The following is a 22,196-nucleotide window of genomic DNA, read 5'->3' as shown; positions in this document are numbered from 1 at the left end:
CCGATCAATCAGGGTGTTTGCGGGTGGGGAGCTTTTTGCGTTTCACGGAAGCCATCCGTTCCAACTCGGCTTTCGACATCGATTCGGCCATCTGTCGGGAGGCTCCCTTCAAGGAGGCCTTGGCGCGTTCGCCGCGTTTGGCGGACAGCGCGGCTCCCGCAGCCATTTGCTGTTTTTTGGATTTGGCGGGCATGGGGGGAAGAGGGGTTTACACTGGTTCGGGGGCTCCATGCTGGTCGGACGGGTGCACTTGCCCCGAGCAGGGACCCTGATGGAGCAGCGCGGAGCGTGGAGCACCGCCGTTGCGCCATAAATCTTCATCGCCAGACATGCCCGTTTTGGCTAGGGTGCTGCCATGAATTTGGAGCGGAGAGACTGGGTGCGCCTCATGTTGGGAGCAGCGGCGGCGACCGCCACCGGAGGGGGGCGTGCAACGTTGATGGGAGCCGCTGCTGGCCAGGCAGGCGTGGGTGGGCACCCCATCGATCCAGGTCATCTCACGCAGGTGGCCTTCGGGACGTACTCGCACTGGCTGCAGCCTTGGCGGGGCTATCTGGAGACGATTCCGGCCCACCAGTTTCTCAACGGGCTGGGTATTGTGCTCAACACTCATCGGGGAGAGGATGTGAACCAGATCCTGCAGATGTGCGCCCGTCATGGCATCAAGCACGTGCGCATCGAGATCGGCTGGGGGAACCTCGACTATCGTGACGAGGCCAAGATCAAGAACAGCAAAGACCTCGCCATCAGACTGCAGGCCAGTCGTGCTCACGGGTTGCGGCCGCTCATCCTTCTGAATGGTCATCACGGGGCACCCTGTCCTTTGCTGAACTTTGAGCGCAGCCTGGCTGCTGATGTGCCTGCTGGAGCTCGCAAGGTGGTGCTGGACAGCGTGGCTGACCTCGTGATCGGCAAAAGCGGCTTCAGTCACCCCAGGAGATCCATCGCGGCGGAGTACTTGATCACTGCTGTCGAGGGGGCGACGGTCACCCTTTCCAAGCCCCTGCCGGATGCGTTGCCAGCCGGAACCAAGCTCAAGATGGCGACCTTGAAGTACCAGCCCTTTGGGGACCCGGGCACGGATGAAGGAAAGAGCACCCTCCAGGGCTGGCGTCAGTATGTGCAGACCGTGGCCTCATTTGTGACCGAGGTGTTGGGAACCGCCGGAGCGGCAGACCGCGGGTTCGACATGGAGATCTGGAACGAGCTGTCCTTTGGTTCCAACTTCATTCACCAGAGCCGCTACTTCGATCCCATCCCCCAACCTTACGAGGAGAAGAAGGTGTTCCTGGATGTGGTGCGCGCCACGGCGGAGGTCGCCATGGCCCAGGCGGAGCCCTTTGTCGGGGTGAGGCTGGTCAACGGATTCTCCAACACGCTGCCCTGGCCAGCCAGCTCCGAGATGCCAGCGCGGGTCATGGCTCTGAGCCACCACCCCTATGCGGGGCGCAAAGTATTTCCTCGTGACCAGCCCAAGGGTGCCGCCCTGAATGCGCAGGGGATCAAGGATGAGAGCGGGTTCGAGCCCCTTTATGAAGCGAGCTTCCCCGAATACTTTGCCAGTGCGCTGCAAACAGAGACGATCACGCGGGACATGGCCCCGCTGACCACCAGGATCTACAACACGGCCCACGGGCGCTATGCTCGGCCAGAGGTGGATGGTCCCTGCTGGTGCTGGATCACGGAGGTGAACTACGCGCCGGGGGAAGACGGCATCAATGATCCCGCGCATGCCCTGAAACTGAAGGCCAAGGCCATCGCCAGGTACTTCTGTTTCTACCTCAACAAAGGCGTTGAGCGCCTGTACCTGTATGCGGCCGGGGCAAATGACCCGGCGCTGGGCGACCTGGAATTGGGCGTGTTGAAGCAGGAGTTTGTCACCCGCTCGATCACCGACAAGGCATACCCCACTGCCGAGCAGGAACTGGCGCTGGTCTCTCCGGCCCTCCAGGTGGTGCAGCGCATTGTGAGTCGTTTCAACGCGGGTGGCGTGGTGGATGCTGCCTTGACCGTCGCAGGGGCGCGCAAGCTGGAACTGGTATCTGTGGAGGACTCCCACGGGGCCATGCAGTTCGATGGGGATCCCAACGACATGATTGGCCGGCCGCCCTTGTACAACCGGGATGTCGTCGCTTTCCTGCCCTATCAGGTGCACGCGACCCGCTTTGTGGTGCCGTGTTATGTCATGACCCGTGACATCCGGCAGGAACTGGGTCCCCAAGGGTATGTGCTCACCGTGAAAGGCTGGCAGGCGGACGGGCTGAAGGTTTCAGGGTATGACCCGGTCCTGGATGAACCGGTGCCGGTCAAGGTGACGCCTCGTGAGGGCGGCGTGGGGATCGAAGTGGCGCTGCGAGACTACCCGGTGCTGCTGGAGGTGGAGGAACGGTAGGGTGGTGCGTCGGTGCGTCGGTGCGTCGGTGCGTCGGTGTTGCGCGGGTTATCTCATAAACCCGGAGGGTTTTACCGCGAAGCGGTCACGGTTTGTAGAACTAACTTCGGAGTTCTGGTCCACTCGCCGATGTACCCAGGGGGGCGGCTCGTGATTCGCCTTGCCCTGAGCTACTTTGCTTGACGCCTATGGCGTCAGAGCGCTTGCGTGTGACAAGGGTGACTCCCTCGTAACCTGACGCGCATGTGCCTTGCGGGATCGCTCAACCCATGGCGTCTCTGCAGGGTGAACCCTTCGGGTCCAACAGCTGGGGGGAGGTTCTAGGAGGCGACGTTTGGTTCAACCAATCTTGCCCCGGTCCTGCCGACACAAAAAAGAAGGGAGCGGTTGCCCGCTCCCTTCTGGAAGAAAGTATGTGTCTTTCGTATCCGAATCAGAATCAGAACGGCACTTTCACACCCACGCGAACGATGGTGTAATCGGAGTCGTCGTCGTCTGCTGCGAAGTGATAAGCACCGTCAGCGAAGACGCCAAGGCAGTTGAGGCTTTCGAAGCGGGCTTCGATACCGCCGCCCACGAAGTAGTTGCCTTTGTCGTCGGAGTTCACGCTATAGCCACCGCCTGCAAGCACATAGGGAGCGATGCACAGGGAGGTGATGGGGTAGCGAAGAACAAGAGCTGCGTCGAATTCATGGTGCTCGCTGTTGGTAGCGAAGATGCCATAGCTGCCCTGCACACCGATATACGGGGTGAAGAAGTATTCAGCAAGGACACCACCACCGAGAACGTCGTCTTCGGAGTCGCCATCGGGAAGATAGCCACCGCCGAAAGCGCCCACGGCAAAGCCAGGGCCGAAGCACTCACAGCCGGTGGGAACCGGAGGAAGCGGCTGAACGGCTTTGCCGCCTTTGCCGGAGTAGGACACAGGACCCGCGAACGCGCTGGAAGCGAGAGCGAGCGTCATCAGAAGTGAAGCGATTTTTTTCATGGTTGGTTGAGCTTGATTGCGCGCCAATAATACTGCCGGGCGGTTATCCGGCAACACAAAAAAAATAAATTTAAGAATATTTAACAAAATGGCCCCTACCTACATCCACTTTAACAGTTGGATGCGATAAGGGCTTTCGTCCGAAGATCGGCGCTGGAAACGGAATCAGTCGTTCAAGACCAGGCGGAGCTCGCCATTCTTAAGCTGGAAGTCTTTGATGCCAGCGGCGAAACTTTTAAAAAATTGTGCGTCGCCTTCACCCATTTTATTATGGTCGAGGAGATTCAATCCCTTCATGTTTCCGAGCCAGTCATTAGGCAGGGAAATGCCGCCTACGCTGATGTCGGCCAAACTGAGGGCGAGCTGGCGGTTGGCATCCAGCTTCGTATTGAAGGCCACCTTCACCCGCACGGTGCTGCCGCCCATCATGGGGAAGTCCTTGTCCACGGGGATCAGGAACTGGGCCCCGATGTTGCCGTTATTGATGCTGACCTTGATCTGGTCGCCCAGGCCCTGCTGCTGGAGGTAGCCGTTGATCTCACGTTCATTGAGCACCAGCGTCTTGGCCGGATCTGTGGACTGCACCTGATTTTCCAGGGTGGCCAGCTTCGTCTGCACAGCTTCCTGTTCAGCAGCCGTCAGCTGGACGGGGCGGAACGGGGAGGCATTCAGGTTGTACTGGTACCACCAGGCACCCAGACCGACGAGCACGGCACCCGTCACGAGGATGCGCTTGGTCCAGGTAAAGCGACGACGGAGCACGGGCGGATTCGCGGGAGCCGCCACCGAAGCAGGGGATTCGTTCATGGTTGTCAGGGGTTGCACTGTCGAATGCGATAGACAGGGTGGGGGGGCGCGTGTTGAAAAAAATTTAAAGAGGCCTGACCTGCTGCGGGGGAGACACAAGACTGGAAGACACAAGACTGGAAGACACAAGACGCAAGACTTGAGCCCACGCGTGGGGGACTACGACCAAAGGGCTGATCAGTAAAAGGAGGGAGGGACATTCCTGTCCCGGTCGGGGTCGGATGGTCCATGAGGTGGCTCCTGCTGCTGATTGCCAAGTGGCTGGGAGGGGGATGTCCGTCGTGGGCAGGCTTGATGAGGCCGGGCCTTCAGCCCTCAAGGGTTATTTGGTCATCTTTTCCTGGGGCGTTGCCCCAGGCTGATATGAAGCCGGGCCTTCGGCCCTCCTGAAGTGGCAGTCGCGTCCTGGTCGGGGGCGGATGGCCCATGAGGTGGCTCCTGCTGCTGATTGCCAGGTGGCTGGGAGGGGGGATGTCCGTCGTGGGCAGGCTTGATGAGGCCGGGCCTTCAGCCCTCAAGGGTTATTTTGTCATCTTTTCCTGGGGCGTTGCCCCACGCTGATATGATGCCGTTCGGCCCTCCTGAAGTGGCAGTCGCGTCCCGGTCGGGGTCGGATGGCCCATGAGGTGGCTCCTGCTGCTGATTGCCAGGTGACTTGGCGGAGGGCCGTGGGGAAATCTTCAGGGGACGCTCGACTGAGCGGGGCTGGGGACCCCCCGCCTCCTGTGTTCTGAAAACGAGCCGTAGAGTGACTTGGGGCAGGAATGTCTCTTGCTCCTTTTGATGATCGCTTCGCTGAGCGCGATCAGCCTGGCGTGAGCTCAGGTCTTGAGTCTTGTGTCTTCTCGTCTTGCGTCTGCCGCGTAGCGGCTCCTACCACTGCAACGGCCCCAGCAGGTGCGCTGCTTTTGCGTAGTTGTCCTTGGCCAACAGCAACGCGATCGTGGCGGCACCGGTGACGATGGTCCAGAAGGCGATCCAGGGATTTTTGAGGAGTTGCTCCGGCTCCAGGCGGGCGGTTTCCTCTTTCATCGCGTGGTGGAAGTAGGCGATGACGGCGATCACGATCATCGGGAAGACGAAAACGAGGTTGTTCAGCCGGGGATAGACGGCCATGGCGATCCCGGTGCAGAAGCAGAAGAGGTTCGCATACGTGATCATCGCCAGGATGAGGCTCTTCTCAGTGTAGATCTGGAAGGACTTCCGGTAGCGGCCGCTCACGGAGACGTCGCCGATGAAGCGGAACTCCGAGTAGCGTTTCCCGGTCATGAGCAGGGCACCGAAGAACCACCAGGCCAGGACGATGGAGAGCGGGGGCACCTGATTGGGCTGCACCAGGGCGTAGTAGCCCAGCCAGAGGCGGATGGGGTTGTTGAACGATTCCGCGATCACGTCCATGAAGGCGCGGTCCTTCAGGCGGATCGGCTGCACGTTATAGACCAGACCGCTCAGCAGCAGCAGGCCCAGGGCGGCTTGGTAGCCCCAGTTGAACTTGAAGAGGGCGCACAGGGCGAAGGCTCCCACGATGAGGCCCACCATGAGCCACCAGAGATAGGGCACCTTCACCTTCCCCGCGGGGATGCCGCGCAGCCGCTTGGTGGGGTGGACGGCGTCGAACGGCGCGTCCAGGATCTCATTCAGAATATAGTTCGCCGAAGCCACGAGGCAGGCGGGGATCAGCGAGAGGGCGGCGGTGACGACGAGAGCGCCGTCCCAGCGAAAATCGAGCACCAGTGCCCAGGCCACGACATGGCCGAAGAGGATGAAGATGTTCTTCAACCAATGGTCCGGGCGGCAGATTTTAAGGTACTCAATCACGGGGGCGGTTTTGTTAGCCACAAAGCAGGCCGGAGCAATGAGGAAATGTGAAATGCGGGCTGAGTTCCGCCCAGTGAGGTGTGAAAGTGGCACATGGTGGCTCCGGCGGTGACGATTTCGTCAGCGTTCCGGCGCAGCGAGCGCTTTCCATTGCGGAGGCCGGGCGGTATTGCTGGGTGGCAACGTCCGCATAATGAACCTCTTCCTCATCGATGCCATCGGCCCTTTTTTCCGCGGGTACCCCCGACGGACCATCAACTGGTCGAAGATCCCCTTTGAGCATCTGAAGCTGGACGGTCCCGAGAGCGGGGCGCAGTGGGAGCAGATCCGGGCGGATCTGGACGTCTTCTGCGCCCGGGCGGCAGCGATGGGGTACAACGCGGTGTCTCTGGATGATGCCACCCACCTGGCGGACCACGCCTGGTATGAACTGGATACCCGGGCCCGGATCAGCCGCTGGCGGGCGGAGTTCATCCAGTGCATGGAGATCGCGCAGCGGCATGGACTGCAGGTCTATTTCACCATGGACGTTTTCAGTTCCACCCCGGCGGTGCGGGAGCAGATTGCCCGGCTGCGCTGGACGGTGGAGCGCTTCCTGGCGGAGCTGCTGGATGGCTTTCTCCGGGATTTTCCCCAGGTGGCGGGTGTGATTCTGCGGATCGGAGAGTCTGACGCCACGGACGTGCAGGGGGAGTTTCGCAGTGAGCTCTACCTGAAGCGGCCGGAGCAGGTGAACCGCTTCCTCAAAACCCTGCTGCCAGTGTTTGAGAAGCACGGAAGACAGCTCGTCTTCCGCACGTGGACGGTGGGGGCTTACCGGATCGGGGATCTCATGTGGCACCGGGGCACCTTTGTGACGGTGCTGAAGGGCGTGGTGGACAGCCCCTCGCTCATCGTCTCCATGAAGTTCGGCGAGAGTGACTTCTTCCGCTACCTGCCGCTCAACAAGAACTTCTTCCGCACCCGGGTGAGGAAGATCATCGAGCTCCAGACCCGGCGGGAGTACGAGGGCTGCGGGGAGTACCCCAGCTTCACAGGGTGGGACTATGAGCGGTACGCGAGGGAGCTGGATCAGGCGGAGAACCTGGTGGGCATCATGGTCTGGTGCCAGACCGGCGGGTGGGTGCCCTTCCGACGCCTTGCCCTGCTGGAGGACCGGGCCGTCTGGACGGAACTGAACACCTTTGTGACCATCCGGACCTTCAAGGATCGGCAACTGGTGGAGGAGGCGGTGCGGGACTTTGCCCAGCTCAAGGGCTTGCCCCACTGGCGCTCCCTGCTGGAACTCCTGCGGCTGTCCGACACAGTCATCCACGAGCTGCTCTATGTGGAGGAGTTCGCAAGGCAGAAGCTCTTTTTCCGCCGGGTGCGCATCCCGCCCATCCTCCAGGTGTACTGGCACAACATCTTCATCAGCCACTCGGTGAAGAAGGTGCTGGGCTACTTCGTGCAGGACAAGGAGGCCTGCCTGCGCACCACCAAACTGTGCCAGCAGAAACTGGAGCAGATGAAGGGGCTGGCGGCGGAGTGCGGGATGCCAGTGGGGGACATCGAGTACATGGCTGACACGTTCAACATTCTGGCTCTGGCCCGGGAGTACTACTTCCAGCCGTTCTGCGCCGAGATCGAAGCCCGCCTGCGGGCGACCAAGAAGGCGTACAAGGCGAAGTACCCCAAAGGCGGCGAGCGACATCGCTACCGGGTGAAGATGGACTTCAAGCCCTTCTGGGTGAAGGCCCGCTACCTCGGCTGGGCTTTCCAGCTGCTCATGCGTCGGCAGCGCGGCTACCGGTTGCTGGATCGATTGCTCACCCTGCACACGCTCTCGCTCATCTTCCGGGTGGTCTCGCGACGTCGGCCGCAATGGATCCCGAGCTTCGCCAAGGACAGTGCCATGGGGGTGGATACGGTTTTTAAGTGAAGGGATAAGGGAAGAGGGGCAAGGGATAAGGGGGTGGCGGTTTGGAGGATCTGGGGTAGCGTGCGTGAATGTCTCTGTCCGATGCTGAAGTTCGAGCTGAAATGGCCGCCATTTATGCGGCTGTGGAGGCGCGTCCCTTGGAGCGACAGTGCAGCATGCTCACGGAGTGCTGCCAGTTTCACCTCACAGGCCGGACTCCCATGCTCACGCTGGGGGAGGCCCGGTACGCCGCGATCGGTGTGCGGGCCAGTGGACGGAAGAAGCTGCCGGTGCGTCCCAATGGGGATGGAGCCTGCCCGCTGCTGGGGCAGAACGGCCGCTGCATGATCTACCAGCATCGCCCCTTCGGCTGTCGCACTCATTTCTGCGCGGCGGCGGGTGGGCCGTATCCCCGGAAGCATCTGGCAGATCTCATTCAGCGGCTGGAGGTGCTGGATGAAAAGCTCGGCGGCGATGGACCGCGCCCCATTCAGGGAGCCGTGGCGGATGCCCTGGAGGACGGCGACGGCGGGCGAGGCCAGCAGGCGGGGAAGGGGAAGCACAAACGGGGCAGGCGGTAGGCGGGCAGGTCGATTTTCGACGGAGACTTTTTGTGACAACTTGCTGACGGAGTTTGTATCGTCGAAGCTGACGCTTGGCGCATGGCTCGAATCCCTGAAGAAACGCTTCAACAAGTGCTCGCGGCCACGGACATCGTGGATCTCGTGGGGCGCTATGTGAAGCTACGCCGGGTGGGGACGAACTGGCGGGGTCTGTGCCCGTTCCACGGGGAGAAGACCCCCTCGTTCTATGTGAATCCCGCGCGCGGGTCCTACCATTGCTTTGGCTGTGGGGCAGGGGGCACAGCGATCCGGTTCGTCATGGAGCATGACGGCCTGCAGTTCATGGATGCGGTGAAACGCCTGGCCGACTCGGCCGGAATTCGCATCCAGGAAGAGGTGTGGGACGCCAATGCAGAGCGCGCGGCCAAGATCCGCAATGGCCTGGTCAAGCTCCACAAGGACATCTCGGCCTGGTTCCACCTCCTGCTGATGAAAGGGCAGGTCGCGGAGGAGGCTCGCGCCTATTTGAAGTCTCGCGGCATCAATGCGGCGACCGCCAAGTCCTGGGAAATGGGCTACGCTCCCGCCTCCACCCCCATGCTGATGAAGTGGGCGGATGAGCACAAATACACGGAAAATCTGCTGGTGGCCGGTGGCATCCTGGCCCGTGGCGATGAGGACTCGGGGCGCGGTGGGCAGATTTATGCGCGGTTTCGGCATCGGTTGATGTTCCCCATCCGCAATGACTACGGGGAGGTCATCGCCTTCAGCGGTCGCCTGCTGGACTCCAATGCCAAGGCTGCAAAGTACCTGAACTCGCCGGAGACCATGCTCTTCAACAAGAGCAAGGTCCTCTTCGGCCTCGACAAGTCCAAGCGCGCCATCATCAAGGCGAACCGCGCTGTGGTCTGCGAGGGGCAGATCGACATGATCATGGCGTTTGAGAGCGGGTTCGAGAACGTGGTCGCTCCGCTGGGCACCGCCTTCACTGAGTTCCACGCTCGCATGCTCAAGCGGCATGCTGAGGAGGTAGTGCTCTGTTTTGACTCGGACAATGCTGGGTACAAGGCCGCCGAGCGCGCCTTTCACATCCTGGCCCCCACCGGGCTGGTCGTGAAGGTGGCACCTCTGCCGCAAGGGGAGGACCCGGATTCACTGATCCGGAAGGAGGGCCCTCAGGCCTTCCAGGCCAAGCTGGACGATGCCCGGGATTTCTTCGATCACATGATCGACTATGCCTCCTCCACCCGGAACATGGCGGAGACCCGGGAGAAGACGCGGTTTGCCGGAGACATGGCCACCATGATCCAGCTGCTGGACAACAACATCGCCCGGGACGCCGCCATCCAGAAGGTCTGTGTGCGGCTCAATATCCTGGAGTCCGATTTCCGCAAGCAGGTGGCACGGCTGGCTAAATCCATCGCCAACCAGCAGCAGCAGAAGGCGGCAGCAGGAAAGAACGGCGGGAACGGGGCATCTGGCGCCTCCGACGGGCCCGCAGAGGCGGAGTTGCCTCCGCCCCACCCGCACGCCCGGCAGCTCATTCGCCTGGCCGTGACGTCGACGGAGGTCTTGGAGCTCATTCGCACGCATGCGCAGCTGGAGGCTCTGGCGGCGGTGCCAGGCTGTGAATTGCTGGAGCTCATCTTCAAATCCCAGTCAGACCTCTCCACCGCCGGCGGGTTGAGCGCCTTTCTCGCCACGTTGACCCCCGCAGAGGAGCGTGCCTTCAGCCGCGTCGTGGCAGAGCCTCCCCAACGAGTTTCCACCGAGACCGCCCACCAAACTCTCCAGCACATCGAGTTTCAGGGGCTGGAGAACCTCTATCAGAACCTGACCACCCGACTCCGCCAACCGGGATTGCCCAAGGAGGACGTCATCCGGATGCAGGAAGAGGTGATCCGTTTGAAGGGGGAGATCGGCGTTCGACGTGCTCAACTGCCCAGCAAGCAGGATTACTGAGTGAATCTGGCTGATGAATTTCAGGTTTTGCATCATCCGCCGATCTTCAGAACTGGCCTCATTTGCCCCCAGTAGGTGATTATAGGGCGAAAATGAACCTTTTAGCCCCTCAGTTGGCTAAAGGCTTTCCTCAACAGCACAAAGATTCCTTGACCGTAGCTCTTGCCTCCAGAAGATTCTCCCGCTTCCGGCTTCATGAGTGCATCTGCAAACCCCCAGCATACGGATTTGAACGAGGGTGCAACATCGGTTTCACCGACCCCGCATCGCCGTCGTCGTGGTCGTCCTCGGAAACATCCTTTGCCGGATGGTTCAGCGGCTCCACCCCCGGCCCCCGTTCAAGTCAACGGTAAACGTCGTCGTGGACGTCCACCCAAGTCTTCGCGTCCGGCTGAACCGCCGCCGCCCCAGCACGATGACATCAACGCCCCGGAGATTCAGGAGAAACTCCGCTACTTGATCCGTCTGGCCAAGGAGCAGGATTACCTGACCTTTGACGACTTCAACGAGAGCCTGCCCAATGGCTTCGTCACGGCTGAGTTGATGGATGAGATTCTCATTCGCCTGCGCAGTCTGGAGATTGAAGTCATCGAACCCACCCAGGTGGATCGAGTGAAGACCAAGCGTGCCGCTGCCTCGGATGACGAGGACACCGTCGTCGAAGAGCGCGAGGACGGGCAGCTGGACATGCTGGATGACCCTGTGCGCATGTACTTGAAGCAGATGGGCGCGGTGCCCCTGCTCACCCGGGATCAGGAAATTGGCATCTCCAAGCGCATTGAAAAGGCGGAGAGCCACCTGCAGTCTTGCCTGCAAAACATCGGCTTCATTGCCACCGAGTACCTGCACCTGGGCGATGCCCTCGCCAGCGGTACGGAGCGCTTCGACAAGCTGGTGCTGGATCGCCAGATCGAAGACCGCGACAGCTATTTCAAGAAACTGCGCCAGGTCTGTGACCAGGTGCGTGATGACATCACCAAGGCCAATGATCAGTATCGCGCCTTGATGTCGGCCAGCGCCAAGCAGAGGCAGTCGCTCAAGGATGCCTTTGAGCAGACGAAGTCCAGCCTGATCAAGCTCTGCGCCAAATTCTACTTCAAGCAGAAGACGAATGAGGACCTCATCGCTGTGCTGCGCCAGCGCATGACGGAGCTGGACCAGATCGAGATCGAAGCCTCCCGCTCTGCGAACAACCCCGATGTGCAGAAGGCACTGGAGGAGTTTGAGCTTCACGCCTGGGTCACGCCCGAGGAGTACCGCCGTCTGGTGGCAGAAACCATCCAGTGGAGCAAGGAATCCACCAAGGCCAAGACGGAGATGGTGGAGGCCAACCTGCGCCTCGTGATCTCCATCGCGAAGAAGTACACGAACCGCGGCCTGTCATTCCTCGACCTCATTCAGGAAGGCAACATGGGCCTCATGCGTGCCGTGGAGAAGTTCGAGTACAAACGCGGCTACAAGTTCAGCACCTACGCCACCTGGTGGATCCGTCAGGCCATCACCCGCAGCATTGCCGACCAGGCGCGGACCATCCGCATCCCGGTCCACATGATCGATACCATCAACAAGCTGTTGCGCGTGCAGAAGCAGTTGGTGCAGGAGTTGGGTCGTGACCCGACTCCGGATGAGATCGCTGAAGAGATCCACCTGCCCGTGGAACGCGTGAACGCGGTGCTGCGCATGAGCCAGCAGCCGGTGTCCCTGCAGACCAAGGTGGGCGATAGCGACGGCGACACTGAATTTGGCGATTTCATTGAGGATAACACCAGCGTCAGCCCCATGGAGCTGACGGCGATGAATCTGCTCCGCGACAAACTCAAGGACGTGCTCGACAGCCTCACTGACCGTGAGCGGGCCGTGCTGGAACAGCGCTTCGGCCTGGTGGACGGCAGCGGCCGTACTCTGGAGGAAGTGGGACGCCAGTTCCACGTGACGCGCGAGCGCATTCGCCAGATCGAGGCCAAAGCCCTGCGGAAACTCCGCCACCCCACCCGCATCCGGAAGCTGGGAGGCTTCTTCGGTACGCAATAGGGGCGGTGGTGACACCGTTGCCGGGACAGAGTTTGTAGACAGCGCTGGAGACCGGCACGTCAGCACGTGGCATGTGGGCAGGAGCGAGGGTGCTCCTGTCCCGGGGTGTTCTCAAAATGATCTCTGTCGGAGAAGCCAGGGAGCGCACGCATCTTGCGTGCTGTTCCCGGCATCTTGCCGGGAACCTCAGTCAGCGTGGGGCTTCGTGAGGTTCAACCAGACATTCGTGCCCCATCGCATTGGAGCGACATGGAGGCGTTGAAGACGGTGGGAGGGAAAGCGGATGTTGTCTGGGATTGTGGCCATATCCTCTTCGAGGAAGAACTTCGACTGAGCGGGGTCTCCGGCCCCGCGTGGCAGCGAAGGTGAGGACATCGCAGGTGAAACAAGACGTCACCGGCTGAGACATCAGGGGGATTTGTCTCACTGCAACACCATCAACACCCTTTTTGGTAGTTCACCGAGAAATGCAGGGGGTCTTTCTTGGCGTAACTTGGAAATAGGGTGTTGATGGTGTTGCAGGAAAGAGTGTTGGGCGGAGGGATCATTCATCGGCTGCACCTGCCATAGACCGGGAAGTCAGTGTCTCCTCACGTCGTCAACTACACTGGCGCTGGGCGGTTGGTGGTCAAAGACCGGTGGGGGTGTGATTTGGTAGTACATGTCTTCAGGTCACAGCCTTCCCCCCGCTGCACGGATGGCCAGGTATTAGGGGACGCTACGTCAAAAGACGTTCGGCTGAGCGGGGCTGGGAACCCCGGCCTCCTGTATCAGGAAACAAGCTATCAGATGACTTGGCTGCGGAATAAAGGAGGCGGGGTCTCCGGCCCCGAGTGGCAGCGAAGGTGAGGACATCGCAGGTGAAACAAGACCGTCACCGGGTGAGACATCAGGGGGATTTGTCTCACTGCAACACCCTCAACACCCTCTTGGGAAGTTCACCGAGAAATGCAGGGGGGCTTTCTTGGCGTAACCTGTAAATAGGGTGTTGATGGTGTTGCAGGAAAGAGCGTTGGGCGGATGGATCATTCATCGGCTGCACCTGCCGTAGACCGGGAAGTTAGTGTCTCCTCACGTCGTCAACTACACTGGCGCTGGGCGGATGGTGGTCAAAGACTGGTGGGTGTGGGATTTGGTAGTACACCTCTTCGGGTCACAGCCTTCCCCACGCTGCACGTATGGCCAGGTATCAGGGGACGCTACGTCAAGAGACGTTCGACTGAGCGGGGCTGGGAACCCCCGCCTCCTGTACCAGGAAACAAGCTATCAGATGATTTGGCTGCGGAATAAAGGAAGCGGGGTCTCCGGCCCCGCGTGGCAGCGAAGGTGAGGATATGGCAGGCGAAACAAGACGTCACCGTGTGAGACATCAGGGGGATTTGTCTCACTGCAACACCATCAACACCCTTTTGGGAAGTTCACCGAGAAATGCAGGGGTCTTTCTTGTCGTAACTTGGAAATAGGGTGTTGATGGTGTTGCAGGAAAGAGCGTTGGGCGGATGGATCATTCATCGGCTGCACCTGCCATAGACCGGGAAGTTAGTGTCTCCTCACGTCGTCAACTACACTGGCGCTGGACGGTTGGTGGTCAAAGACCGGTGGGGGGCGAAGTGGTAGTTGAGGATATGGCAGGTGAAACAAGACGTCACCGTGTGAGACATCAGGGGGATTTGTCTCTCTGCAACACCATCAACACCCTTTTGGGAGGTTCACGGAGAAATGCAGGGGGTCTTTCTTGGCGTAACTTGGAAATAGGGTGTTGATGGTGTTGCAGAATCATAAAAAAGCCTCCTTTCCTCGCTCCAACAGAGGAGCGAAAAAGGAGGCGAGGCGGATAGTTTTAGAATTACTCAGTCCACATAGGGCGGCGCAGCGGTTGGGGAGGAGTTGAGGTCGAACTCCCTCCGCAGTCGGGCGGCCTCGGACTCTTCTTTGACCATTTCATACACCTTGGCAGCGCCAAAGAGGAAGAGGGCCGGTGGAGCCAGGGCGGAGACGATCCGAAGGTTGGCATTGATGATCGCCCGGAGCGGCAATCGGTGCAGGAAGTAGCCCACGGCTACTGCGGTAGCAAGGGATGCTGCCGGGGACCGGCGCACAGTGTCCTCGACTTCGGCGTACTGCCGTCGCACCGTGTCCTGGGCTTCATTCAGGAAGCCGGTCACGCCGCGGTCGATGGACTTCAACACGGACTCAGGCTGAAGGGAAGATTGGGGAAGGCTCATAACTGGGATGAGATGGAATGGATTGAATCAGACGAGTGGGTGCCAGATGACGATGTCGCGACTACCAGAACTTGAACTGGCTGGCGGTGCGACGGGCCTGGGAGAGGATATCGTCCACCGCCCGCCGGTTCTGGCGCGTGTTGATCCTGTCGACAGCATGTTGTGCACCGGAGCGGGCCATATCATACTGATCGTGCAGCTTTTCGGCAATGGGGGCCAAGGCGGCGAAAACGGCACCTCGTGCGGTATTGACAGGATCTTCAGCAAAGCGCTGGCGGAAGGTGCGCTCCTCTTCCTTGCGGCTGATGAGGACCCCCACCACGATGCCTACGGCCAGGGCGCCCAAGAGCGCGGGAATGGGGTTCTCCTTCACATAGTTGCCGCTGTGGGTCAGGGCTTCGTTCGTCTTGTCCTTGGCGGTGTGCAGGGCCTGCTGGGTGCGTTCGCGGGCTACGCCGTAGGCCTCTGACGCGCGATCACGTGCCACATGCATGGCCTCGTTGGTCTTTTCCCGGGCGGTGGCCAGGGCTGCTCCTGCCCGGTCCCGGGCGGTGGCGAGGGCCTCGCGGGTGGCGGTGGACGCCTGCTGGGCGATTTCTCCGGCCTTTTCCGGGAGCTCATTGAGGGGAGATGGAAGTTCGTCTTTCATATCCCTGTATCGCGTGCCGCGGGACGGCTGGTCCCTTCTGGATGGGAGCGCGAGGCGCAGGCTCCCGTGGGAGGGGTTCCGTCTCATCCGAAAGAAATGGGGCGGGATCACGAATGATCCCGCCCCGAATGCTGGCTGAGTGAGAACCGGCGGATGCGGTCAACTTCCGCGTGCCGGAAGGGGCGGCTATTGCGCCGGAGGAGTGACTTCTCGAACCTGGGCTCCGTTGGCGTCCGTGAGCACCAGGATGGAGAGCTTCTCCACGGCATTCAGCTCGGTGGGCTTGAGCATCTGGTGATCCAGTCCATTGCCTGAGGCTCCGGCCTGACGTGCCTGCGGCATGGGGGGCGGCACGGGCTGTCCGGCGCTGGTGCCGTTGAGGCTGGCGTAGTCGAATCTCCCGCGGAGATCCGTATAGCCGTCCTTGAAGAACCTCACGGTGCCGTTCTTCAGCCGGGCATACACCTTCACATAGCCTTTGGCGATCGGTTTGTCCGTGCCGCTGTCGCGCACCTCCAGCCGTCCGTAGTTCTCTGTCACCGCGAGTTTGAGCGTGTTGGCATGGTAGGCCTGCGTCTTGCGCTGACCAGCACCCATGATCTCCACCAGGAGGTTGGCCCGTGAGTAGGCTTCCGGCAGCGGGATGCTGAGGGTGTCCTTGTCAGCGGGCAAGGTGACAGCGACGCTCTGGTTCGGTTTGATCACGCTGAACCGGCTGGCGTCTTCGCTGACGAAGGGATTGCTGCTGAAGCTGAACTCAGGATCCGTCAGATAGTAGTTCACCGTGACCTGGGACAGACGATGCCAGTTGAGCGAGATGGTCCGGTTTTCCACCTTGAACTCAAAGCCCGGCTCCGTGGCCGACAGTTCGCCCTGCTGACGATTGCGATCTGGCGGCGCGGGTACGCCATCTGGAGAAACTGCTGGCGCTTTGCCATCGATTTCATCCAGCTGGGAGAGTACCTCGCCGAAGCGCTGTTTCCACCGGGGCACCGGATGGTCGCGATAGGTGGCAGCCACGGTCCGTGCCGTGGCGGTGTCTCCCTCATAGAAGGCCGCCTGGCAGCGCAAGTAGTCGAGCTGGATTCTGGTGGCGAGATCCTGTCCCGGGGTTGCCTTGAGCCTGTCCAGAGCCTCCTCCACGCGGTCCTGGAGGAAGAGGAAATAAACGACCGCCAGGTTGTCCGCACTGTTCAGGGTGGGTTTGAAGGAGAGGGTGCCCAGAAGCTTCTGGTACTGCTCCAGCACCTCCTCGTTGGCGATCCGCCACTCCCTGCCGAGCCGGTGGGCGCGCTGGTTGATGAGCGGGCTGTATTCCAGGTGCTCATAGAGATCGAACTCCAGCGGACCAAACTTCACCAGGGGGGATTCCAGAACCGGGCCGAACTCCTCCGAGTAATGATGCTTGAGCCACTCACCCAGAGTGGGCGTGTCATTGTGGTACAGGGCGTAGCTGGTCAGCGTGTCATCCCAGACATGGCGTTCCGCCAGCACCTTGATGACCTGACGGTAAAAGTCCGCACTCTGGCGGCAGCGCCAGGCGATGCGGCCCAGATCCACGCGCTGGATGTTGTTTTGCCCCAGATAGGCGAACACCTCCGCATCCGTGGCATACTGGGAGACATAGTCCCAGGAGGCCTTGTCCACACCGGAGAGCTGGGTCACGACGTTGAAGGAGAAGACCGGGGCTTTGCCCGCCTCCTTGCCACCCGTGGCCACGTGCACTGGATAGTGGGCGAACTTCCCGCCAGCCTGTGCTGGAGGAGTGGGGAAGTAGAAGTAGTACTCCCGCGTCGTGGTGGTGTAGGGCTCCAGCGGCAGTCTCACCGACTGGGTGGCCTTGCTCCCGCGGACGGGGAGGGCACCCTGGGGGATCTGCAGCAGGATCTCTGCCTTGATCCGGCTGCTGGTGGCATTGGTCACCACGATGTTGGCTCCATAAACCGTGCCGGTCAGGAATTCATCGGTGACGTTCTTCTGGAACATCTCGTTGCCCTCCTGGCGGAAGCGTTCGTCCGCGCGGAAGAAGGACTGGGAGACCAGCAGTTGGCCGGCCGACTGGTCATTGGCTGCCGGGGCAGGGCGGATCTGCTTGTGAAACACCAGCACCGGGGCGCTGGCGGTGAACTCAAAGCGGCGTCCCTCCGTCTTCGTAGCATGCTTGGGGGCGTCGAAGGGCAGATCGAGCACGGCGAGGGCCAGAAGGATCTCAGTGAAGTTCCGGCTGGCCTCAGCCACGTGGGGCGAGACAAACGGGCCCTTGGAACCTTCTGCAATCCAGGCCGCAAAGTCGCGCCAGTACGCATTGACCGTCACCAGGGTGGCGTTTTGCTCGGACTGGCGGAGTTTGTAGTAGTTGTTCTCCGCCCACTCCCGGGCCGGTCCAAGTTCGCGGAAATAGGCGCGTGCCAGCTGGCGTGCGTCTGCCTGCAGGGCCACCCCGGCATAGGCGTACTGGCTGTCATAGCCCACCGTCAACTCGATGGGCTTGGCTTCGGCGACCAACCGCTCGCGTCCTGCCTGCTCTTTTTGCTTCTCCGCCAGATCCCGCAGTTCCAGCTCTTCACCCGCAGAGTCTTTTTTGCCTGCTACGGAGAGGCCGCGTGCTGCGGGCTGGCTGATGGCCGGGGCGGCAGGGTCTGCGATACCGGAGAGCCGTCCGGAGACGCTGCTGAAGTTGTCAGCAGGGGCCGCCGGTGAGGTCGTCGGCGCCGGGGCCGGTGAGGGGGAGTCCAGGGCTAGAGCCGCGGACTTGCTGGTCTCAGCGTCGGCCCAGAGGGACGACTTGTCGGTACCATCGAGCGAGCGGCCCCGCAGAGCGGTCTCGAAGTACGTGTCCTGAGCCTCGGGATTGAGAGGGAGCAGTTCCCAGGACTCCTGCAGATGGCGGGCCGCACGGGCAGCTTCACCGGGCAGGCGCTGGGCCAGCAGGGCGCGCTCCACCACATTGAGCCGGGCATAGCGCCAGGGTTCAAGGTAACTGTCCAGCTTCGACTCCAGGAGGAAGTCATCCATGAAGGTCTTGTCCTTCTTGTTGGCGAGGTAGGGCTTGACCACGGCGGTGAAGAACTCGGGATCCTTCTTGGCCAGGAACAGATGCAGCTCATGGCAGGCGTGCTCTCCGTACTTGGCCCGCTTTTCCGCATCGCTGAACTTGGGCCACTGCAGGATCCAGGCAAACTCGGCCACATGGGCGTCTGCATTGAGCGTCTTCAGCAGGGAGTACACGCCGCCCAGGGTGTCGTAGCTTTCCACCTCACTGGTGAGGATGTCCTCCAGCACCAGGGACTGGCCTTTCTGCAGCACCGTAGTTTCCTTGGTCTCCGTGAACGGGCTGGTGGGGGTGAGGTTACGCGTGAGCCTCTCGTCACGGAGCTTGGTGCCCGCTTCAGGGAGGGAGAGCTTCTGCCAGACCGCGTTCTCCAGGTCCTCCGCATAGATCTGCAGGTCCTGGCGATCCCCCAGGTCTTTCTTGGGGATGCGGACCACGCCTGCCTGATCGGGCACCAGGTTGTAGTGGGTGGGGGCGCTGAGGGCGAGGAAGTCCAGGTTCCCGTCCTGAGTGCCGGGGAGGCCCGCCGCGCTGCCGCGGGGGGCGTTCTCCGCCCGGGCCTTGCGCAGGGCACCATCCCGCCCGCCCAGGGTGGAGCTGGCGGCCTGGCCTGTGGCCATCTCCAGCTCCGTGAGGCTGGTTTCACGTGTCTGCCAGGGGTTCAGCAGCAGTTCCGCACGGGGCAGCATGCTGCCGGCGAAGGTCTTGGCTCGGCGTCGCTCCAGGATGTAGCGGTACTCGTCCCCAATCTCGCGACCAGCGGCATACAGTGCCGGAAGCTGCGGGGGAGAGGTGATGGAGGCACCGAACCGGGGAAAGCCGCCCAGGCTGCTGAAGAGGGTGGATGTCTCCTCGAACCGGGTGGCCGTCACGTGCACCCGGGTGAAGGGATTGACGTTGGCGAGCTTCACCGTCACGAAGTCCGGCTCCGTGGTGACGCCGGTGATTTGCAGCATCTTGCTGCCCTTGAGCTCCAGCTGGCGATGCCTGCCCAGCAACCAGCCGCCCACCGGCTTGCCCGCAGAGATGCGCAGGTCCAACTGGACTGGCGGTGCGCCACGGAGCTGCAGTGAGTAATCACCTGGGGACAGTCCTTCCACCACCACAAAGCCATCGCGCACGGTGGCGCTGGCGCTGCGATCCGCGGCGAAGGTGCCCGCCCGGGTCTCCAGCAGGGAGACGCCGCCGTCAGCACCCGTGAAGCCAGCCGGAGCGGGGATGCGCAGTGTCTCTCCCTGAGCGGCCTGAATGACGGATGGCCACGTGCGCTGATACACCTGATTCTGCCAGCCCACCTGCTGTCCATCCGGGCATTGGGCGGAGATGGTGCCGACATCAGAGAGGGTGCCCAGATCAACGCGTCCCTTTTCATCCGTGCGGAGGGCCAGATCGAGGGTGGAGGTGAAATCAGGATGCGTAAAGGTGAAGGCCACCTGGCGATCGGCCAAGGGTTCGCCGTTCTTGCCCAGGAGTTCGAAGAAATGACGCCCGGCCATTTCTGAGAAGCGACCGGCGAAGATGGCATCCGTCTTGTCCAGGGTGTTGATCTCCCAGGTGCGGCTGGCCATCAGCTGGCGTTTCTCACCCCCCTGGCTGAAGAGCTCGACGCTGGCGCTGAGGGCGGCGGTGACTTGGGCCAGCCGGTTCGGCACCACGAAGGTGTGGGCGAGCACGCTGGTGGCATTGAGCTTCAGGTCCTTCACCTCGTGGGTGGTGGTGATGCCATCCAGGGTGCGGGTCGTCAGGGTCAGCTTGGGCTCCAGCAGGGCGGACGGGGCCACGTGGGTGCCGCCAAGCATGAGTGAGGGGCGCACGGCGAGCGTGGCCTCCCGGCCTGCCAGGAGCTGCTCCCGCGTGAGATGGAACTGCGCGGTGAACTGGGGCTCTTCCGCGTGATGTTCGAACTTGGCCAGGGAGGCAAAGGTCCCTTGGGCGTCTGCCAGTACCACCGGTTTGATGCCCGGCTTCGCGGTGAAGGGGACCAGGATGGCACCGCCCAGCTTTTCCTGCGGGGTGAGCTTGCGCCCATCGAGCCAGGCCACGGCATCCGTCACAGGCGCGCCCTTTTCATCCAGGACCACCAGGTAGTCGCCTCCGGGGCCGGGGCGCTGCAGCACCTGCCACTGCCCCACCCGCACCAGGGCGCGGCTGCTGCGGCCACCGCCGATGAACTCGATCACCCAAGCCCCGCGTTTCCCCTTGAGCTCGGGGAAGGTGAAGGTCTCCCGCTTGCGGAGGAAGGGCCCGTTCTGATAGCTGCGGGTGCTTTCCTGGTTGGCCACCAGGCCGTCCAGATTGAGGTCCGTGTTAAGCTGCCGGTTCTGGGAGAGGAAGTAATTCAGCTGGTTGATCTCATAGATCTTCACGATCAGCCCCGGGGTGTTCTTCAACAGCACGTCGAAGCGGATGTCCTCACCGGCCTGGAAGAGCCGCGCATTGGAGGAGGGGAACTCAATGTCCACGCGGTCCTTCAGCTGCTGGTAGGCGGTGGGGGTGAGCAGGGCGGCCCAGCGCTCCGGATTGCCCTGGCCGGCCAGGATCATGGCCTCCGCATAGAGCGGCTTCAGCCAGGACTCCCGCACGTACTGGGTCCAGGGGGCCAGGGTGGTGTCCACATCATCCGCCGGCTGTCCGGCACGGGTGAAGAGTTGCAGGAAATAGTCGCGCACCAGGCTCTCGTCCCCGCGGGGAGGCGGGCTGTCCAGCAGCGGCTCGCTCAGATCCATGTTCAGGTTGTTGAGCTGGTTCTGGGCGGGCACCTGCTCCAGCAGGCGCGGGCTCACATAGGGCGCCTGGCGGGGGAGCTTCAGGTACTGGAGGAAGCGCTCCTGATCGTAGAGCCCCTTGGCCCGGTCATGCTCCAGACGGTGAAACAGGATGCGGGCCTTCAGCGTGTTGAACGCAGGCGGGAGCGTGGCGGCATAGGCCCAGGTCCGGTCCAGCCAGGCTTCGCGCTCAGTGTCATCGTCATCCAGATTCACGTCCGCGGAGGGGGCCAGCTTCCGCATGCGCTGGTGCACATATTTGGTGTTGTTTCCCAGCTCCGGCATGAGCTTCACCAGGGCATCCAGCTGCGCCAGCGTCAGCGCCCGGTGGATGGCCAGGGAGCCAAACCCGCCTGAATCACGACTGGTCAGATCGGCATGAATGACTTCCACCAGCCCGGGCAGGTCAGGGCGCTGGATGCGGCCCAGCGCAGTGCGGCGTTGCGAGGGCGTGAGGGTGGCCTTGTTCCGGATCAGGCTTTCCAGGGCGGCGACACCGAACCCTTCGAGATTGGGGCTGTGGTTCAGAGCGTTCTTTTCGAACGCGGACCGCGTCACCCGGGCGGCATCCAGAGCGCTGGGCAGGTCGGGCTTTTTGTCGCGGGCTTCCTGCGAGTGCTGGAACTCCAGGCCGAACTTGTGCTTCAGAAAGGTCAGCGTCTGCTGCGGGTCCGTGCCGTAGTTCAGGAGCGCCTCCCGGTTCTCGATGACTTTCCGCAGTTCGGAATCGTCCCGGAAGCGTTTCCGCCACTCCGCCATGATGTCGGCCAGCCGGGCCGCATTCCGGGTGTGTTGATAATGAAGGGCGTGGTAGAAGTAGTAGTCCTCAGATCCGGGAACCAGTTCATTCAGCACTTTCTCGCGGTCCTGGGCGAGGGCGAACTTTTCTACGAATCCGATCTCATTGCCACTCTGCGCAGCAAGGGGCGCAGAGGAGAGGATCGAAAGGGACAGGGCGAGGACGAGAGGGGGTAGGGATGTCGTGCTCATGAAAGTAAGGATGGCGTTCCTGCATGACGCAGGTGGCGGATGATTATGAATTAA

The 22,196-nt window shown here is 61.7% G+C and carries 12 protein-coding genes; 5 read left to right on the top strand and 7 right to left on the bottom strand.

The window, feature by feature from the left end:
• Positions 1-4: 4 nt before the first annotated feature.
• The gene (locus tag BV106_RS30600; protein ID WP_038171242.1) at positions 5-193 is read right to left on the bottom strand and encodes a DUF3008 family protein; all 189 of its coding nucleotides are present in this window, start codon (positions 191-193) and stop codon (positions 5-7) included.
• A gap of 162 nt (positions 194-355) precedes the next feature.
• Between BV106_RS30600 and BV106_RS30595 the strand changes: the two genes are divergently transcribed.
• The gene (locus BV106_RS30595; RefSeq protein ID WP_038171240.1) at positions 356-2,392 is read left to right on the top strand and encodes a hypothetical protein; all 2,037 of its coding nucleotides are present in this window, start codon (positions 356-358) and stop codon (positions 2,390-2,392) included.
• Between the two features lie 439 nt (positions 2,393-2,831).
• On the opposite strand, the gene BV106_RS30590 is transcribed toward BV106_RS30595, so the two are convergent.
• The 3 genes from BV106_RS30590 to BV106_RS30580 form a co-directional block, all read right to left on the bottom strand.
• Positions 2,832-3,380: a hypothetical protein gene (locus tag BV106_RS30590; protein ID WP_265596241.1), complete on the bottom strand. Its 549-nt coding sequence runs from the start codon at positions 3,378-3,380 to the stop codon at positions 2,832-2,834.
• Positions 3,381-3,545: 165 nt separating this feature from the next.
• Positions 3,546-4,187 carry a hypothetical protein gene (locus BV106_RS30585; RefSeq protein WP_038171237.1) on the bottom strand — a complete coding sequence of 214 codons (642 nt, stop codon included), beginning with the start codon at positions 4,185-4,187 and terminating at the stop codon, positions 3,546-3,548.
• Positions 4,188-5,060: 873 nt separating this feature from the next.
• Positions 5,061-6,005, bottom strand: a complete 945-nt coding sequence (locus BV106_RS30580; protein ID WP_265596240.1) for a UbiA family prenyltransferase — start codon at positions 6,003-6,005, stop codon at positions 5,061-5,063.
• Between the two features lie 193 nt (positions 6,006-6,198).
• On the opposite strand from BV106_RS30580, the gene BV106_RS30575 reads away from it, so the two are divergent.
• The 4 genes from BV106_RS30575 (at position 6,199) to rpoD (ending at position 12,461) form a co-directional block, all read left to right on the top strand.
• Positions 6,199-7,926, top strand: coding sequence for a hypothetical protein (locus tag BV106_RS30575; RefSeq protein WP_265596239.1), 1,728 nt, complete (start codon positions 6,199-6,201; stop codon positions 7,924-7,926).
• Between the two features lie 68 nt (positions 7,927-7,994).
• Complete coding sequence (locus BV106_RS36500) at positions 7,995-8,486, top strand: zinc/iron-chelating domain-containing protein (protein WP_051946567.1); 492 nt, start codon at positions 7,995-7,997, stop codon at positions 8,484-8,486.
• Between the two features lie 81 nt (positions 8,487-8,567).
• Entirely contained in the window at positions 8,568-10,430 is a 1,863-nt protein-coding gene (gene dnaG / locus BV106_RS36495) for a DNA primase (RefSeq protein ID WP_051946565.1), read from the top strand.
• A gap of 195 nt (positions 10,431-10,625) precedes the next feature.
• Complete coding sequence (gene rpoD, locus BV106_RS39180; protein ID WP_304945304.1) at positions 10,626-12,461, top strand: RNA polymerase sigma factor RpoD; 1,836 nt, start codon at positions 10,626-10,628, stop codon at positions 12,459-12,461.
• Between the two features lie 1,850 nt (positions 12,462-14,311).
• On the opposite strand, the gene BV106_RS30555 is transcribed toward rpoD, so the two are convergent.
• The 3 genes from BV106_RS30555 to BV106_RS30545 all read right to left on the bottom strand — a co-directional run bounded on the left by BV106_RS30555 (position 14,312) and on the right by BV106_RS30545 (position 22,142).
• Positions 14,312-14,686 carry a hypothetical protein gene (locus BV106_RS30555; RefSeq protein WP_038171233.1) on the bottom strand — a complete coding sequence of 125 codons (375 nt, stop codon included), beginning with the start codon at positions 14,684-14,686 and terminating at the stop codon, positions 14,312-14,314.
• 61 nt (positions 14,687-14,747) lie between these two features.
• Positions 14,748-15,335: a DUF883 domain-containing protein gene (locus tag BV106_RS30550; RefSeq protein WP_038171232.1), complete on the bottom strand. Its 588-nt coding sequence runs from the start codon at positions 15,333-15,335 to the stop codon at positions 14,748-14,750.
• Between the two features lie 186 nt (positions 15,336-15,521).
• On the bottom strand, positions 15,522-22,142 hold the full coding sequence (locus tag BV106_RS30545) for a hypothetical protein (protein WP_038171230.1): 6,621 nt from the start codon (positions 22,140-22,142) through the stop codon (positions 15,522-15,524).
• Positions 22,143-22,196: the final 54 nt, after the last annotated feature.

The sequence above is a fragment of the Verrucomicrobium sp. BvORR106 genome, from assembly GCF_000739655.1.
GTDB lineage: Bacteria > Verrucomicrobiota > Verrucomicrobiia > Verrucomicrobiales > Verrucomicrobiaceae > Verrucomicrobium.
Note: the sequence above shows the minus strand (reverse complement) of the source record. Positions and strands in the feature narration are given on the sequence as shown.

Excerpts from the sequence above, each read along its gene's own strand:
- BV106_RS30590 (WP_265596241.1), bottom strand. The coding sequence starts at position 3,380 with ATGAAAAAAATCGCTTCACTTCTGATGACGCTCGCTCTCGCTTCCAGC.
- BV106_RS30550 (WP_038171232.1), bottom strand. The coding sequence starts at position 15,335 with ATGAAAGACGAACTTCCATCTCCCCTCAATGAGCTCCCGGAAAAGGCC.
- BV106_RS30585 (WP_038171237.1), bottom strand. The coding sequence starts at position 4,187 with ATGAACGAATCCCCTGCTTCGGTGGCGGCTCCCGCGAATCCGCCCGTG.
- BV106_RS30575 (WP_265596239.1), top strand. The coding sequence starts at position 6,199 with ATGAACCTCTTCCTCATCGATGCCATCGGCCCTTTTTTCCGCGGGTAC.
- rpoD (WP_304945304.1), top strand. The coding sequence starts at position 10,626 with ATGAGTGCATCTGCAAACCCCCAGCATACGGATTTGAACGAGGGTGCA.
- BV106_RS30545 (WP_038171230.1), bottom strand. The coding sequence starts at position 22,142 with ATGAGCACGACATCCCTACCCCCTCTCGTCCTCGCCCTGTCCCTTTCG.
- BV106_RS30555 (WP_038171233.1), bottom strand. The coding sequence starts at position 14,686 with ATGAGCCTTCCCCAATCTTCCCTTCAGCCTGAGTCCGTGTTGAAGTCC.
- dnaG (WP_051946565.1), top strand. The coding sequence starts at position 8,568 with ATGGCTCGAATCCCTGAAGAAACGCTTCAACAAGTGCTCGCGGCCACG.
- BV106_RS30595 (WP_038171240.1), top strand. The coding sequence starts at position 356 with ATGAATTTGGAGCGGAGAGACTGGGTGCGCCTCATGTTGGGAGCAGCG.
- BV106_RS30600 (WP_038171242.1), bottom strand. The coding sequence starts at position 193 with ATGCCCGCCAAATCCAAAAAACAGCAAATGGCTGCGGGAGCCGCGCTG.
- BV106_RS36500 (WP_051946567.1), top strand. The coding sequence starts at position 7,995 with ATGTCTCTGTCCGATGCTGAAGTTCGAGCTGAAATGGCCGCCATTTAT.